Raw genomic sequence first — 14,094 nt, forward strand, 5'->3', positions numbered from 1 at the left:
CGCGGCCTATTCGACCGGGGTGCGATAGATCATCCGGCGGACCGACCCGGTGCGCGAGCGCATCAGGATGGTTTCGGTCTCGACAAAACCGGGGCTGCGCTTGATTCCCGACACGATCGAGCCGTCGGTGACACCGGTCGCGGCAAAGATCACGTCGGCGGTCACCAGTTCGTCGCGGGAATAGACGCGGTCCAGATCGGTGATCCCGGCCTTGGCGGCGCGGGCCTTTTCGTCGTCGTTGCGGAACACCAGCCGGCCGAAGAACTGCCCGCCCATGCATTTCAGGGCCGAGGCCGCCAGAACGCCCTCGGGCGCGCCGCCGGTGCCCATATACATGTCGATGCCGGTTTTTTCGGCCTCGGCGCAGTGGATCACGCCGGCCACGTCGCCATCGGTGATCAGCTTGATCGCCGCACCGGTCGAGCGGACCTCGGCGATCATGTCCTGATGACGGGGGCGTTCCAGGATGCAGACAGTGATGTCGGAAGGTTTGCACTTGCGCGCCTTTGCCAGCGCCTCGACCCGTTCCTTGGGCGACATGTCCAGGCTGACCACGTTCTCGGGATAGCCCGGCCCGATGGCCAGCTTGTCCATATAGGTGTCGGGCGCGTGCAGCAGGGTGCCGCGCGGGGCCATGGCGATCACGGTCAGCGCGTTGGGCATCGCCTTGGCGGTCAGCGTCGTGCCCTCCAGCGGGTCGAGCGCGATATCGACCGCCGGGCCGGTGCCGGTGCCGACCTCTTCGCCGATGTAAAGCATGGGCGCCTCGTCGCGTTCGCCTTCGCCGATCACCACCACGCCCGCGATATCCAGCAGGTTCAGCTGGTCGCGCATGGCGTTCACGGCGGCCTGGTCGGCGGCTTTCTCGTCGCCGCGGCCCACCAGCGCGGCACTGGCGATGGCGGCCTGCTCGGCCACGCGGGCAAGGCCCAGCGAAAGCATGCGGTCCTGGAATTCGGCCTTGTCGGTCATAATAAACTCTCCCTCGCGCGTCCCGTCAGACGCTTTCGATGCGCAGCGCGACCGGGGCTTCGGTCACGACGCCTGTTTCATCCATCGCCGCCAGCGCCTGATCCAGCGCGCCGCGGGTCGTCTTGTGCGTGACGATCAGCACCGGGGCCTGGTCGTCCGCGTGATCGTATTGCCGCATCCGGTTGATCGAGATGCCGGCATCGCCCAGAACCGTGGCGATCTTGGCCAGCGCGCCGGGTTTGTCATGCAGCGCCATGCGCAGGTAATAGGGGGCGGGCACCGCGGCCGAGGCGCGCGGCGCGGTGGCCAGCGTGGCGGCGGGCTGGCCGAAGACGGGCAGGCGCAGCCCGCGCGCGATATCGCAGATATCGCCCATCACCGCGCTGGCGGTCGGGCCTTCGCCCGCGCCCGCGCCGCGCAGCACGATCTGGCCCACGTCCGAGCCTTCGATCACCACCATGTTGGTGCCGCCCTCGAGCTGGCCCAGCGGCGACTGCGCGGGCACAAGGCAGGGTGCCATGCGCTGTTCCAGCCCGCGGCCCGTCATCTGCGTCACGCCCAGCAGCTTGATGCGATAGCCCATGTCGGCGGCGTGGCGGATATCGGCAAGGGTGACCTTTTCGATGCCCTCGATCTCGACCCCGTCGAAATCGACCCGCGTGCCGAAGGCCAGCGCCGACAGGATCGCCAGCTTGTGCGCCGCGTCTATGCCGCCCACGTCCAGTTGCGGATCGGCCTCGAGATAGCCGAGCGCGTTGGCCTCGTCGAACAGCGCGTTATAGCCCTGTCCGGTATGTTCCATCCGCGTCAGGATATAGTTGCAGGTGCCGTTCATCACGCCCATGACACGGGTGATCTCGTTCCCGGCCAGCCCTTCGCCCAGCGATTTTATGACGGGAATGCCGCCCGCCACCGCCGCCTCGTAGCGCAGGGCGCGGCCGTGATCCTCGGCCAGGCCGGCCAGAAGCTGGCCGTGGACCGCCAGCATCGCCTTGTTGGCGGTCACCACGTCCTTGCCGGCGGCCAGCGCCGCCTCGGTCGCGGCCTTGGCCGGGCCGTCCGATCCGCCCATCAGTTCCACGAACACGTCCACATCGTCGCGGGTGGCCAGGGCGACGGGGTCGTCCTCCCACGCGTAGGACGAGATGTTCACGCCGCGATCCTTGTCGCGGGTGCGCGCCGACACGGCCGAGATCGCGATCTCGCGCCCGCAGCGGTTCTGCAGCAGCCTGGCGTGCTGGCGGACCATTCTGACCACGCCGATACCGACGGTGCCGAGACCGGCAATGCCTAGGCGCAAGGGGGTGCTCATCGGGGCCTCCGTCGGTTCGTTATCACTGGATCAGGGGCGATGTATCGGGATTGCCGGGGCCTTGCAACGCGGCAATTGGCTTTTTCGGCGGGGGCCATGCCGGGGCGCGCTCAGCGGGTCACACCTGCCGCCATCCGGGCGCGGGTGTCGTCGCCGATGACGTCGCCGCGCATTGCCGCCGCGCGGGCGCGCAGGCCGGCGGCGCGGGCATCGAGCCGGGATTCGGTATCCCCGGTGATCTGGTCGTCCTTTGCCCGTCCCAGAAGGGGATCGAGCGGCACCAGCGCCGGATAGGGCGTCCGGGGGTCGATATCGGCGGTGCGCGCGTCAAGCTCGGGGAACTGGGTGCAGGCCGCCAGCCCGAGGGTGGCGAGAACGGCAAGGAGCAGGGCGCGGCAAGGATGGGGCAAATCTGGCCTCTTCGGGATCTGTGCCCCCGTCATGCCCTTTGCGCGTGGCCAAGGCAAGCCGGGGCTTTTTTCTGAACGGATGTTCAGTTAAACAGGTGGGCATGGCTCGTACCGCTGGCTCCCATTCCGAAACCACAGGCCCCCGCGTGCAGGAGGCCGCCCTGCGGCTGTTCGCGCAGCACGGGTTCGCCGCGGTGTCGATGCGTCAGATCGCGGCCGAGGTGGGCGTGCAGGCGGGCGCGCTTTACAATTACACGCCGGACAAGCAAAGCCTGCTGTTCGACCTGATGTGCGGCCATATGGATGCGCTGCTGGCGGAACGCGCGGCGCGCGGCGCCGGGGGCGATGCGCTGGCGCGGCTTGAGGAATTCACGCGCTTTCACATCCGGTTCCACCTGGCGCGGCCCGACGCGGTGTTCGTGTCCTACATGGAGCTGCGCAACCTCAGCCCCGGGAATTTCGAGGTGGTCGAGGGGCTGCGCCGCACCTACGAGGACGAGCTTGAGGGGATTTTGCGCGATGGCATGGCGGCGGGGCTGTTCGACGTGGCCGACACCAAGGTCGCCACGCTGGCCGTCATTGCCATGCTGACCGGGGTCACCACCTGGTATCGCGAGGCCGGGCGGCTGAGCGTGACCGAGGTCGAAACGATCTACTGGAACATGGTGCGCAAGGCGGTATCGGCCTGAGCGCCGGTCAGGCGCCCGACCACCGGCGCCCCGGCTTAACGCGCTTGCCGAAATCGCGGCTGACCGGGCAGGCATCGGCGCATTTGGTGCATTTGGCGCAGAATGCGGCCACGCCCGGCCGGCGCCGACAGGTATGTCGCAATCGGGCTTTCCTGCATCGGGTGACCCGGCATGATGTCATGGACGATGCCCGACGCCAGGCCAGGGGCGCGGGCTTGTCCATTGCGGGGCGTTGACCCCGGCGCCGGGCTGCGGCAAAGCGGGGGCAGGCGTGGAGGACAGGCGATGAGCGACGATATTCTGGCCCGGATCGAGGTGTCGGCGCTGCTGCGCTGGATCGGCCTGGGCGCATTGCTGGCGGTGGGCGGGCTGCTGGTGTGGATGGCGCTGGCCGGGCCGGACATTGCCGCGCCGTGGCGCGTGCTGCTGCTGGCGCTGGCCGGGCTGGCCCTGGCGCTGGGCGCGCGGATGCACGGCGCCACCGCCGTCGGGCTGGAACTGACGCCCGAGGTGCTGCGCGACGGCACCGGCCTTGTGCTGGCGCGCGTCGACGAGATCGAGGCGGTCGAGCGCGGTGCTTTTGCCTTCAAGCCGTCCAAGGGCTTCCTGCTGCGCCTGAAGGCGAAAAAGCCCCGGGCATGGATGCCGGGGCTCTGGTGGCGCTGGGGGCGCCGTGTGGGTGTGGGCGGCGTCACGCCCGGCCACCAGACGAAAGCGATGGCCGAGGCGATCCAGATGCTGCTGCAGGAGCGCGGTTAGGCGCTGTCCTTCCACAGAAGCTGCGGCGCGAAACGCGGCCGGGTGAACACGAAGTTGTACAGATCCTGCTCCTCGATCCCGACTTTGAACGGCGGGTAGAAGCGCGCCCAGGTCTCGACCACGATCAGGCGTTCGTTGTTTTGCATGACCGGCAGCCTGTCGGCCATGTTACTCACCTGTGTGCTGGTCAGCTCTGGCACGCCGCCGCGGCTTTTGGACCAGTCGCGCTCGTACCTGTTCCGGCTCTCGTTCCAGCGCACGACGGTGACGCGCAGCTTGGATGCCGAGCGCGAGCGCGTCATCAGGTCGAAAAGCTCGTGGGTCGAGGACAGGTAGTCATTGGTCACGTAGTTGGTTTCGCGCGACAGCAGGTCGCCGATCGTGTAGGCGGCCTTGACGTTCAGGCTGGCCTGCCGGTAGCCGTCGAAAAACGCGTAGCAGGCCACGGTCATCCAGACGACCAGGGGCGCGGCGATCACCGCCTCCACGGTGATGGTGCCGCGGCTGTCGTCACGAAAGTTGCGCAGGGTTGCGACAAGACGATTAAGCAACATGATCGTTACCTCGGTTCCTGGACGAAGGCCGTCGTGGCGGTGACCGCCGCATAGCCGGCATTGTCCTTGCTGAGTTCCTTGCCGACCCCGGTCAGCGGGAAGAAAGGTTTGAACTTGGCGCAGGCGCGCAGGATCATCAGCTGGTTGTCCATCCCGTGAGAGAAGGCCCGCACCGGGCGCACCTCTTCGGACTGGTCGGTGCAGTCGGGAACCTCCGGCAGCGGCACGAAATTCTTGGGGTCGACCTGGACCATCTCGAGCCGCAGATTGTTCCTGCAATCGGGCACCATCGCGGCACGGTCGCAGATCAGGTTCTTGATATCGTTATGCTGCGGCGCGGTGCCGGTGCCCAGGCGGATATCGCGGACGGTCATGTCCATCGCGCGCTCGAGCGTGGTCTGGCGCACCGAGATGATGGATATCTCGACCGCGGCCAGCAGCAGAAAGATGAACAGCGGGAACCAGATGACGAACTCGATCGTCGAGTTCCCGCCCTCGTCCCGGTGAAACCGGGCGAGGCGGTGCGGCAGAAGCGGTGTCATTGGATCAGCCTCAACTGGTTGATCTGGCGCGCGATCGCTTCGAACGCGTCCTGGATCTCGATGCCTTCCACCCGGAAGAAGTGGCTGGGCGAGGAGGCGCAATCGCGCATCACGTCGGCGCCGTGGTCGTCCACCTCGAAGCCGATGGCCCAGATCACGATGCCACGCTCCTTGGCCGCCTCGCAGATGTTCTCGGTCAGCGTGTCGCCGATCCCGGCATCGTATTTCTGGTAGTACCACGAGCTGCGCTGGTACGAGCTGACATAGCGGTAGAGGTAGTACCAGAAATTGTACCGGTTCCAGTCCTCGATCTCGCCCGCGGAATCGTACCTGCGGTCGGCAATGCGGTTGGATCGGTCGTTCTTGCCGTCCGTCATCAGGATCACGGTTTTCAGCGTCTCGATATCGTCATAGGCGGCCGGACGCGCCGAGAAGACGGGATCTGCCTTGCCCTTGCCGATCATGCCGTTCACCAGGTTCCGTGCACTGGGATCGAGCAGCGCCACGCCCCATTTCATGCCAAGGAAGATCGACGTACCCGCACGCGGGCGGAAGTCGCGTACCTGTTCTTTCAGCTTCGTCGCGTTCCGGCTGAAGGTGGTGATCGTTTCATAGTCGTAGCGCGGGCAAACCGTGTCGGTCAGGCTGTTGTTGCGACCGTCATAGTTCCACTGGAAGTGCTGCATCTGGTCGAACCGATAGCTCTGGTTCAGGGATGCCTGGCTGAAATGGCTGTCCGGGATCTCGATGCAGTGCGAATAATTGTGCTGGCGTCTGGTATAAAGCAGGTCGAACAGGTCGCGGCCGGCATTCACATGCTCCGAATAGGGCACGAGCGAGATCGACACGTCCTCGTTGCTGTCGCCGCGCAGGACGGTGTCGATGAAGGTGTTGGCCGCGGTCTCCAGGTTGGACATCTTGTTGTTGTTGGCCATCGAGCCCGAAATATCGAGCACCATGGACACCTCGACCTTGGCGATCCGTTCCTCGGCGGCGCCGACGGCCGGGGCGGTCAGCGTCGTGATTCCCGCCAGGTGCATCAGCGTGGTGTTCAGCGTGACCTCGGCCTCGGCATAGACGTTGCGGAAGTTCAGACCCTCGTTATGGGTCACATTCGTCAGGTAATCGCCCATACCCGCCTTGGCGAAGTAATCGGCGACCACATCTTCGGGGTCGAGCGTCTGGTCGAGATCGGCCGCCGCCAGGACCGCGCGGTCGAGCGTGGCCTGAAGCTGGGTTCGCACCATTTCATGACGCATCAGGTCGACGCCGATCCCGCCGAGCAACAGCATCGTCAGGATCATGAAGATCGAGAATACGGTGATCGCGCCGCCCTCGTCACGACGGAACAGCCGGAAGAAATCCATGGCGTAACGGGTGGAACGGCGCTTTTCTGCCGAGCCGGGGCCCGTCACTTCGTGTCCGTTTACCATCTCAAATACCTCTCTAGACCACATCACCGAATCGGACTCCGAGCGGATTCCTGCCGGTTCGGGCTACACCCATGGATAGGATGTGTGGCTGAATTAGGGTCTTAAATGTGGCGAGAATCGAGCATTGTCGCCGCGACCTGGCGAATGCTTTTTTCCTCTCGAAAACTTGTGCCCCTATGGAAACAGACGGACAATCGGTTTCCGTTTCGCTTTGAAAAAATGGACGTTGCCGCGTCATGCGTTAAGCTGCCCGCAGGTGTCCGTGTGTCAAGAGTGCAAAAGCATCGCCGCGGGGATGCCCGTAACAGCCAGGGAGGAGCAAGATATGATTCAGGCCGAGCCGAGTTTCCGCGAAAGCGTCGATCTCATGTTCAACCGTGCGGTCGCGCTGATGGACCTTCCCCCGGGGCTGGAGGAAAAGATCCGCGTCTGCAACGCCACCTATACCGTGCGTTTCGGGGTGCGGCTGCGCGGGCAGGTGCATACCTTCACCGGCTACCGATCGGTCCATTCCGAACATATGGAGCCGGTCAAGGGCGGTATCCGCTACGCCCCCGAGGTCAACCAGGACGAGGTCGAGGCGCTGGCCGCGCTGATGACCTACAAATGCGCGCTGGTCGAGGCGCCGTTCGGCGGCTCCAAGGGCGGGCTGTGCATCAATCCGCGCGATTTCGAGGAGCATGAGCTGGAACAGATCACCCGGCGCTTCGCCTATGAGCTGGCCAAGCGCGACCTGATCCACCCGGCCCAGAACGTGCCCGCCCCCGACATGGGCACGGGCGAGCGCGAGATGGCCTGGATCGCGGACCAGTATGCGCGAATGAATACCACCGACATCAACGCGCGCGCCTGCGTGACCGGCAAGCCGCCCAATGCCGGCGGCATCGCCGGCCGGGTCGAGGCGACGGGGCGGGGCGTGCAATACGCGCTGCGCGAATTCTTCCGCCACCCCGACGACGTGAAGGTGGCGAAGCTCAAGGGCACGCTCGACGGCAAGCGGATCATCGTCCAGGGGCTTGGCAACGTGGGCTATCACGCCGCGAAATTCCTGTCGGAGGAAGACGGTGCGCTGATCACCGGGATCATCGAGCGCGACGGGGCGCTGTTCAACCCCAAGGGGATCAACGTGCAGGAGGTGCGCAACTGGATCACCCGCCATGGCGGGGTGACGGGGTTTCCCGACGCCACCCACAGCGCCGAGGGCGCTGCGGTTCTGGAGGAGGAATGCGATATCCTGATCCCGGCCGCCCTCGAAGGGGTGATCTCGATCGAGAATGCCGCGCGAATCCGCGCGCCGCTGATCATCGAGGCGGCGAACGGCCCGATCACCGCCGGCGCCGACCAGATCCTGCGGGAAAAGGGCACGGTTGTGATCCCCGACCTGTACGCCAATGCCGGCGGTGTGACCGTCAGCTATTTCGAATGGGTCAAGAACCTGTCCCATATCCGCTTCGGCCGGCTGCAGCGCCGCCAGGAAGAGGCGCGTCACCAGCTGGTCGTGGACGAGCTGGAGCGGCTGGATCGCTACCTTGGCGATGCGTGGTCGATGACGCCGGATTTCAAGCAGAAATACCTGCGCGGCGCCGATGAGCTGGAACTGGTGCGCTCGGGGCTCGACGACACGATGCGCACCGCCTACCAGTCGATGTCCGAGATGTGGCACAGCCGCGACGACGTGACCGACCTGCGCACCGCGGGGTTCATCGTGGCGATCGACCGGGTGGCCAGCAGCTATCGCGCCAAGGGCATCTGACGCGCCGGCCACCGGCCGGACCGCCGGGGCGCCGCCTGTGCCCCGGCGGGCGGAAACCGCCGCAATCGGTCGCAGACAGAACAGTTCCTGTCGAAAAGCGGGGGGGAGGGGGCGTATCGCCATTGCTACTGTGGCCCCGACTTGGTTCATTCGGACCCAAGCCTGACAGGAGAGTCTCATGCGATTTTCGGGCCTGCGCGTCCTGACAGAGGGGCTGACCGGCAACAGGGGATGGCGTCCGCACTGGCGCGATCCCGATCCGCGGCCCGAATACGATATCGTCATCATCGGCGGTGGCGGGCACGGGCTGTCCACCGCCTATTACCTTGCGCGCGAGCATGGGCTGAGCAACATCGCGGTGCTGGAAAAGGGCTATATCGGCGGCGGCAATGTCGGGCGCAACACAACCATCGTGCGCGCCAATTATGGCCTGCCCGGCAATTCCGAATTCTACAGCCATTCCCTGAAGCTGTGGGAGGGGCTGGAGCAGGAGCTGAACTACAACGTGATGATGAGCCAGCGCGGCGTGCTGAACCTGTGCCATTCCGACGGCCAGCGCGACGCCTTCGCGCGGCGGGCCAACGCGATGGTCAACCAGGGCGACGACGCGATCCTGCTGGATCGCGCGGGCGTGCGCAGGCTGGTGCCTTACCTCGATTTCGACAATATCCGCTTTCCGATCTACGGCGGGCTCTACCACCCGCGCGGCGGCACCGCGCGCCATGACGCGGTGGCCTGGGGCTATGCCCGCGGCGCCGACGGTCGCGGCGTCGACATCGTGCAGAATTGCGAGGTCACCGGCATCGACATCGACAATGGCCGCGTGACGGGGGTGCAGACCTCGCGCGGGGCGATCCGGGCGAAGAAGGTGGGCATCGTGGTGGCGGGCCGCTCGGGCCAGGTGGCGGCGATGGCGGGGATGCGCCTGCCGGTCGAAAGCCACATCCTGCAGGCCTTTGTCACCGAGGGGCTGAAGCCGGTGATCGACCACGTTGTGACCTTCGGCATGGGGCATTTCTATATCAGCCAGTCCGACAAGGGCGGGCTGGTCTTTGGCGGCGACCTGGATTTCTATGCCTCCTACGCGCAGCGCGGCAACCTGCCGATGCAGGAACACGTAATGGAGGCCGCGATGACGCTGATGCCGGTGATCGGCAAGGCGCGGGTGCTGCGATCCTGGGGCGGCATCATGGACATGTCGCCCGACGGCTCGCCCATCATCGACCGGACGCATATCGACGGGCTCTACCTCAATTGCGGCTGGTGCTATGGCGGGTTCAAGGCGGTGCCGGCCTCGGGCAACTGCTTTGCCCATCTCATCGCGCAGGATCGCCCGCACCCGGCCGCCACGCGGTTCCGGCTGGACCGGTTCCGCACCGGCGTCGGGCTGATGGACGAAGAGGGCACCGGCGCCCAGCACAACCTGCACTGAGGCGCGGCGGGCAGATGGCGGATTTGAGTATTTCTGGCAAGATGAAGCAGGGGGTGCGGCAGGCGATCCCCGGGGGGACAGCATGAGGATTCCGTGCCCGATTTGCGGCAGCCGCGATATCCGCGAATTCGACTACATGGGCCACGCGCAGGCGCTGGACCGGCCCGACCCCGGGGCCGGGGCGCAGGCGTGGGACGATTACCTGCACAACCGCGACAACCCGGCGGGGCCGACGCGTGACCTATGGTTTCACGGCATGGGCTGCGGCGCGTGGCTGGTGGTGGAACGCGACACCGTCAGCCACGAGGTGACAGGCGCGACGCTGGCCCGCGACGTGAAGGGGGGCGCGGCATGAGGCTGGACAAACCCGGGCAGATCGACCGCACGCAGCCGCTGTCCTTTACCTTCGACGGGCGCGAATACAGTGGGTTCGCTGGCGATACGCTGGCCTCGGCGCTGATTGCCAGCAATGTGCGCGTGGTCGGGCGGTCGTTCAAGTATCACCGCCCGCGGGGTGTGTTCACCGCCGGGTCGGAAGAACCCAACGCGCTGGTCACGATCGGGCAGGGGGCGGCGGCCGAGCCGAACCTGCGCGCCACCACCTCCGAGCTGTGCGAGGGGCTGGTCGCGCGGTCGCAGAACCGCTGGCCGAGCCTCGACTACGACCTGCTGGCGCTCAATGACCTGTTCGCGCCCTTCCTCGGGGCGGGGTTCTACTACAAGACCTTCATGTGGCCTGCGAAGCTGTGGGAGCGGCTCTATGAGCCGTTCATCCGCCGCGCCGCCGGGCTGGGCGCGCTGTCGGGGGCGCCGAACGCGGATCATTACGAAAAGGCCTATGCCCATTGCGACCTGCTGGTGATCGGGGCGGGGCCTGCGGGGCTGATGGCGGCGCTGGCGGCGGGGCGCGCGGGGCTGGATGTGATCCTGGCGGACGAGGATGTGCGCACCGGCGGGCGACTCAATGCCGAGAGGATCGAGGTCGATGGCCGGCCCGGCGCGGACTGGGCCGAAACGGTAACGGACGAGTTGCGCGGCATGGGCAATGTGCGGATCATGACGCGCACCACCGTGACCGGCGCCTATGACGGCGGCACCTATGGCGCGCTGGAACGGCTGTCGCCCGAGGTGGCGGCCCGCACCGGCGCGCCGCGCGAGTGTTTCTGGCGCATCGCCACGCGCCGGGCGATCCTGGCCGCCGGGGCGCTGGAACGCCCGGTGGCGTTCCGCAACAACGATCGCCCCGGCGTGATGATGGCGGGCGCGCTGCGCGCCTATGTCAACCGCTGGGCGGTCAGCCCCGGCAAGACAGTCACCGTTTTCGGCAATACCGACGATGCGCATCGCACGGCGGCCGACCTGCTGGCGGCGGGCGTGCATGTGGCGGCGCTGATCGACGCGCGCCCCGAGGCCGGCACCGACCTGCCGGTGCGGTTCTATGCCGGTGCGCAGGTGGTGAACGCGCATGGGCGCGGCGGGCTTGAGGCGATTTCCATCGCCACCTTGTCAGGGATCGACAAGGTGCAGACCGATTGCCTGGCGATGTCGGGGGGCTGGAACCCGACGCTGCACCTGACCTGCCACATGAACGGCCGGCCCGACTGGTCGCCCGCGCTGGCCGCTTTCGTGTCGCGCGACGGCGCGGTGCCGGGGCTGCTGACCGCCGGGGCCTGCCGGGGGGATTTTTCCACACACGGCTGCCTTGCGGGCGGGCTGGCGGCGGCGAAGGCCGTGCTGAAAGACCTGGGCAAGCGCGCCCGCGCCACCGACCTGCCGGTGGCCGAGGACGCGCCTTACCGCATCAGCCCGCTTTGGGCGGTGCCTGGCAAGGGGCGGGCGTGGCTGGATTTCCAGAACGACGTGACGGTCAAGGACGTGAAGCTGGCCGCGACCGAGAATTACAGCTCGGTCGAGCATATGAAACGCTATACCACGCAGGGCATGGCGCCGGACCAGGGCAAGAACTCGAACGTCAACGCGCTGGCGGTGCTGGCCGACGCCACCGGGCGCGGCATCCCCGAAACCGGCACCACCACCTATCGCCCGCCCTATGTGCCGGTGCCGATCGCGGCCCTCGGCGCGGGGGCGCAGGGGGCGGGGTTCGCGCCGCAACGGTTCACCACCTCGCATGATCTGAGCGTGGAGATGGGCGCGCCGATGGTCGAGGCCGGGCTGTGGTATCGCCCCGGCTGGTTCCCGCGCGAGGGGGAAAAGACGTGGCGGCAATCCTGCGACCGCGAGGTCGGCATGGTGCGCGAGGCGGTGGGCGTCTGCGATGTCTCGACCCTGGGCAAGATCGACGTGCAGGGGCCGGATGCGCCGGCCTTTCTCGACCTGCTTTATACCAACATGTTCTCGACCCTGAAGGTCGGGCGCGCGCGCTATGGGCTGATGCTGCGCGAGGACGGGCATGTGATGGATGACGGCACCACCGCGCGGCTGGGCGCGCATCACTACCTGATGACAACCACCACCGCCGCCGCGGGGCAGGTGATGAAGCACATGGAATTCGTGCATCAATGCCTGGCGCCGCAGATGGATGTGAGCTTTATCTCGGTCACCGAGCAATGGGCGCAGTTCGCCGTGGCCGGGCCGAAATCGCGCGACCTGCTGAACGGTATCCTCGACGATCCGGTTGACGGTGACAGCTTTCCCTTCATGGCCTGCGGCGCGGTGTCGGTGATGGGGGTCGCGGGGCGGCTGTTCCGCATCTCGTTCAGCGGCGAACACGCCTATGAGGTGGCGGTGCCCGCGCGCTATGGCGACAGCCTGTTCCGGCTGCTGGTGGACCGCGCCGGGGAGCTGGGCGGCGGCGCCTACGGGATGGAGGCGCTGAACGTGTTGCGGATCGAAAAGGGGTTCATCACCCATGCCGAGATTCATGGCCGCACCACCGCCTTCGATATCGGGATGGAGCGGATGGTGAGCGCGAAAAAGGACTGCATCGGCAAGGCGATGGCCGCGCGGCCCGGCCTGTCCGGCCCGGATCGTGAGCAGCTTGTGGGGCTGGTGCCCACCGGCGCGGTGAAAAAGCTGACCGCCGGGGCGCATCTGTTCGACGCAGGCGCCGAGGCGGTGCGTAAGAACGATCAGGGCTATATCACCTCGGCCGCGTTCTCGCCCACGCTGGGGCATTTCATGGCGCTCGGGTTTCTGAAGGACGGCCGCGCGCGCCATGGCGAGGAAATCCGCATGGTCGATCACGTCCGCCAGATCGAGGCGCGGTGCAGGGTGGTCGACCCGGTGTTCTTCGACCCCGAAGGAGGGCGTGCCCGTGGCTGAACTTGTCGCCAGAACCCCCTGCGCGGGGCTGTTGCCGATCGCCGGGGGCGGGGTGCGCGTGACCGAGGTCGATCCCGGCCCGATGACGGCGATTGCGCCGTTCCGGGGCAAGGAAAAGACGCTGGCCGGGGCGCTGAAACGGGCGCATGGCGTGGGCTGGCCCGCGCCGGGGCAAAGCGAGGCCAGCGGCGATCTGCGCATCCTGTGGTTCGGCCATTCCCACGCGCTGCTGACCGGCGTGGCGCCGAAACCGACGCTGGCCAACCACGCGGCGCTGACCGATCAGGGCGACGCCTGGGCGGTGGTGCAGGTCGAGGGCGCGGGCACGCGCGACGTGCTGGCGCGGCTGACGCCGCTGGACCTGCGCGACGGGGCATTCCCCGTGGGCGCCTGCGCGCGCAGCGAAGTGCAGCATATGCAGGCCGCGATCCTGCGGGTGGCGGGGGATGCATATCGGGTCATGGTGTTCCGCTCGATGGCGCGCACGCTGGTGCATGATCTGCAGGTTGCGATGCGAGGTGTCGCGGCGCGGGGCTGACCCCTTGGGGCTTGCACCGCTTTGCGGCACCTGCCATCACGTCGGGCAAGCCACTGACAGGGGGATCACGATGAAACGCATTCTGCTGGCCGCCACTTTGCTGGGTGCAGGCGCGGGCCTTGCCCAGGCGGAAACCGCCGGGGAACGCGCCGCGCGTTGTGCCGCGCAGTCGGAAATCGTGCGCCAGGCCGTCACCCTGCGCGCCGAGGGCAAGCGCGAAAACCGCGCGATCCGCACGATCACCCGCGACCGCGCCGATCTGGACACCCCGTATACCGAGGCGATCTCGCCCCTGATCGGCTGGGTCTACACCCTGAATGACGCGCAGCTCGAAGGCGATGTCGCGGGCGAGTTCCGCACCGCCTGCGACGGCTACAAACCCTGACCGGGCAACGCGGCGCGGCTGGACAAATCACCC

Annotated in this window: 14 protein-coding genes; 8 read left to right on the forward strand and 6 right to left on the reverse strand. The window is 67.0% G+C overall.

Annotated features, from left to right (window positions below):
- Positions 1–6: 6 nt before the first annotated feature.
- The 3 genes from glpX to F3H87_RS03590 all read right to left on the reverse strand — a co-directional run bounded on the left by glpX (position 7) and on the right by F3H87_RS03590 (position 2,694).
- On the reverse strand, positions 7–972 hold the full coding sequence (gene glpX / locus F3H87_RS03580) for a class II fructose-bisphosphatase (RefSeq protein WP_149786409.1): 966 nt from the start codon (positions 970–972) through the stop codon (positions 7–9).
- 25 nt (positions 973–997) lie between these two features.
- Entirely contained in the window at positions 998–2,284 is a 1,287-nt protein-coding gene (locus F3H87_RS03585; protein ID WP_149786408.1) for a homoserine dehydrogenase, read from the reverse strand.
- A gap of 110 nt (positions 2,285–2,394) precedes the next feature.
- A complete protein-coding gene (locus F3H87_RS03590; RefSeq protein ID WP_223227952.1) occupies positions 2,395–2,694 on the reverse strand; it encodes a hypothetical protein in 300 nt (99 codons plus the stop codon).
- 101 nt (positions 2,695–2,795) lie between these two features.
- Here F3H87_RS03590 and F3H87_RS03595 point away from each other — a divergent pair, with 101 nt between their 5' ends.
- Both F3H87_RS03595 and F3H87_RS03600 read left to right on the forward strand, forming a co-directional pair.
- Positions 2,796–3,383, forward strand: a complete 588-nt coding sequence (locus F3H87_RS03595; RefSeq protein WP_149786407.1) for a TetR/AcrR family transcriptional regulator — start codon at positions 2,796–2,798, stop codon at positions 3,381–3,383.
- Between the two features lie 285 nt (positions 3,384–3,668).
- A complete protein-coding gene (locus F3H87_RS03600) occupies positions 3,669–4,142 on the forward strand; it encodes a hypothetical protein (protein WP_149786406.1) in 474 nt (157 codons plus the stop codon).
- Here the strand turns inward: F3H87_RS03600 and F3H87_RS03605 are convergent.
- The 3 genes from F3H87_RS03605 to F3H87_RS03615 are packed head-to-tail and all read right to left on the reverse strand — an operon-like array spanning position 4,139 to position 6,671.
- Complete coding sequence (locus F3H87_RS03605; RefSeq protein WP_149786405.1) at positions 4,139–4,696, reverse strand: TadE/TadG family type IV pilus assembly protein; 558 nt, start codon at positions 4,694–4,696, stop codon at positions 4,139–4,141. The genes F3H87_RS03600 and F3H87_RS03605 overlap by 4 nt on opposite strands.
- Before the next feature lie 5 nt (positions 4,697–4,701).
- On the reverse strand, positions 4,702–5,238 hold the full coding sequence (locus tag F3H87_RS03610; RefSeq protein ID WP_149786404.1) for a TadE/TadG family type IV pilus assembly protein: 537 nt from the start codon (positions 5,236–5,238) through the stop codon (positions 4,702–4,704).
- Positions 5,235–6,671, reverse strand: a complete 1,437-nt coding sequence (locus tag F3H87_RS03615) for a TadE/TadG family type IV pilus assembly protein (protein ID WP_149786403.1) — start codon at positions 6,669–6,671, stop codon at positions 5,235–5,237. The genes F3H87_RS03610 and F3H87_RS03615 overlap by 4 nt, the downstream gene beginning before the upstream one ends.
- 325 nt (positions 6,672–6,996) lie before the next feature.
- Here F3H87_RS03615 and F3H87_RS03620 point away from each other — a divergent pair, with 325 nt between their 5' ends.
- The 6 genes from F3H87_RS03620 (at position 6,997) to F3H87_RS03645 (ending at position 14,061) form a co-directional block, all read left to right on the forward strand.
- Complete coding sequence (locus F3H87_RS03620; RefSeq protein WP_149786402.1) at positions 6,997–8,424, forward strand: Glu/Leu/Phe/Val family dehydrogenase; 1,428 nt, start codon at positions 6,997–6,999, stop codon at positions 8,422–8,424.
- Positions 8,425–8,602: 178 nt separating this feature from the next.
- Positions 8,603–9,856 carry a sarcosine oxidase subunit beta family protein gene (locus F3H87_RS03625; protein WP_149786401.1) on the forward strand — a complete coding sequence of 418 codons (1,254 nt, stop codon included), beginning with the start codon at positions 8,603–8,605 and terminating at the stop codon, positions 9,854–9,856.
- Between the two features lie 82 nt (positions 9,857–9,938).
- Positions 9,939–10,211, forward strand: a complete 273-nt coding sequence (locus F3H87_RS03630) for a sarcosine oxidase subunit delta (RefSeq protein ID WP_149786400.1) — start codon at positions 9,939–9,941, stop codon at positions 10,209–10,211.
- Positions 10,208–13,138 carry a sarcosine oxidase subunit alpha family protein gene (locus F3H87_RS03635; protein WP_149786399.1) on the forward strand — a complete coding sequence of 977 codons (2,931 nt, stop codon included), beginning with the start codon at positions 10,208–10,210 and terminating at the stop codon, positions 13,136–13,138. The genes F3H87_RS03630 and F3H87_RS03635 overlap by 4 nt, the downstream gene beginning before the upstream one ends.
- On the forward strand, positions 13,131–13,676 hold the full coding sequence (locus F3H87_RS03640; RefSeq protein WP_149786398.1) for a sarcosine oxidase subunit gamma: 546 nt from the start codon (positions 13,131–13,133) through the stop codon (positions 13,674–13,676). The genes F3H87_RS03635 and F3H87_RS03640 overlap by 8 nt, the downstream gene beginning before the upstream one ends.
- A gap of 70 nt (positions 13,677–13,746) precedes the next feature.
- Positions 13,747–14,061, forward strand: a complete 315-nt coding sequence (locus tag F3H87_RS03645) for a hypothetical protein (RefSeq protein WP_149786397.1) — start codon at positions 13,747–13,749, stop codon at positions 14,059–14,061.
- Positions 14,062–14,094 lie beyond the last annotated feature (33 nt).

The organism is Lutimaribacter pacificus (assembly GCF_900142185.1).
GTDB classification, from domain to species: Bacteria; Pseudomonadota; Alphaproteobacteria; order Rhodobacterales; family Rhodobacteraceae; genus Lutimaribacter; species Lutimaribacter pacificus.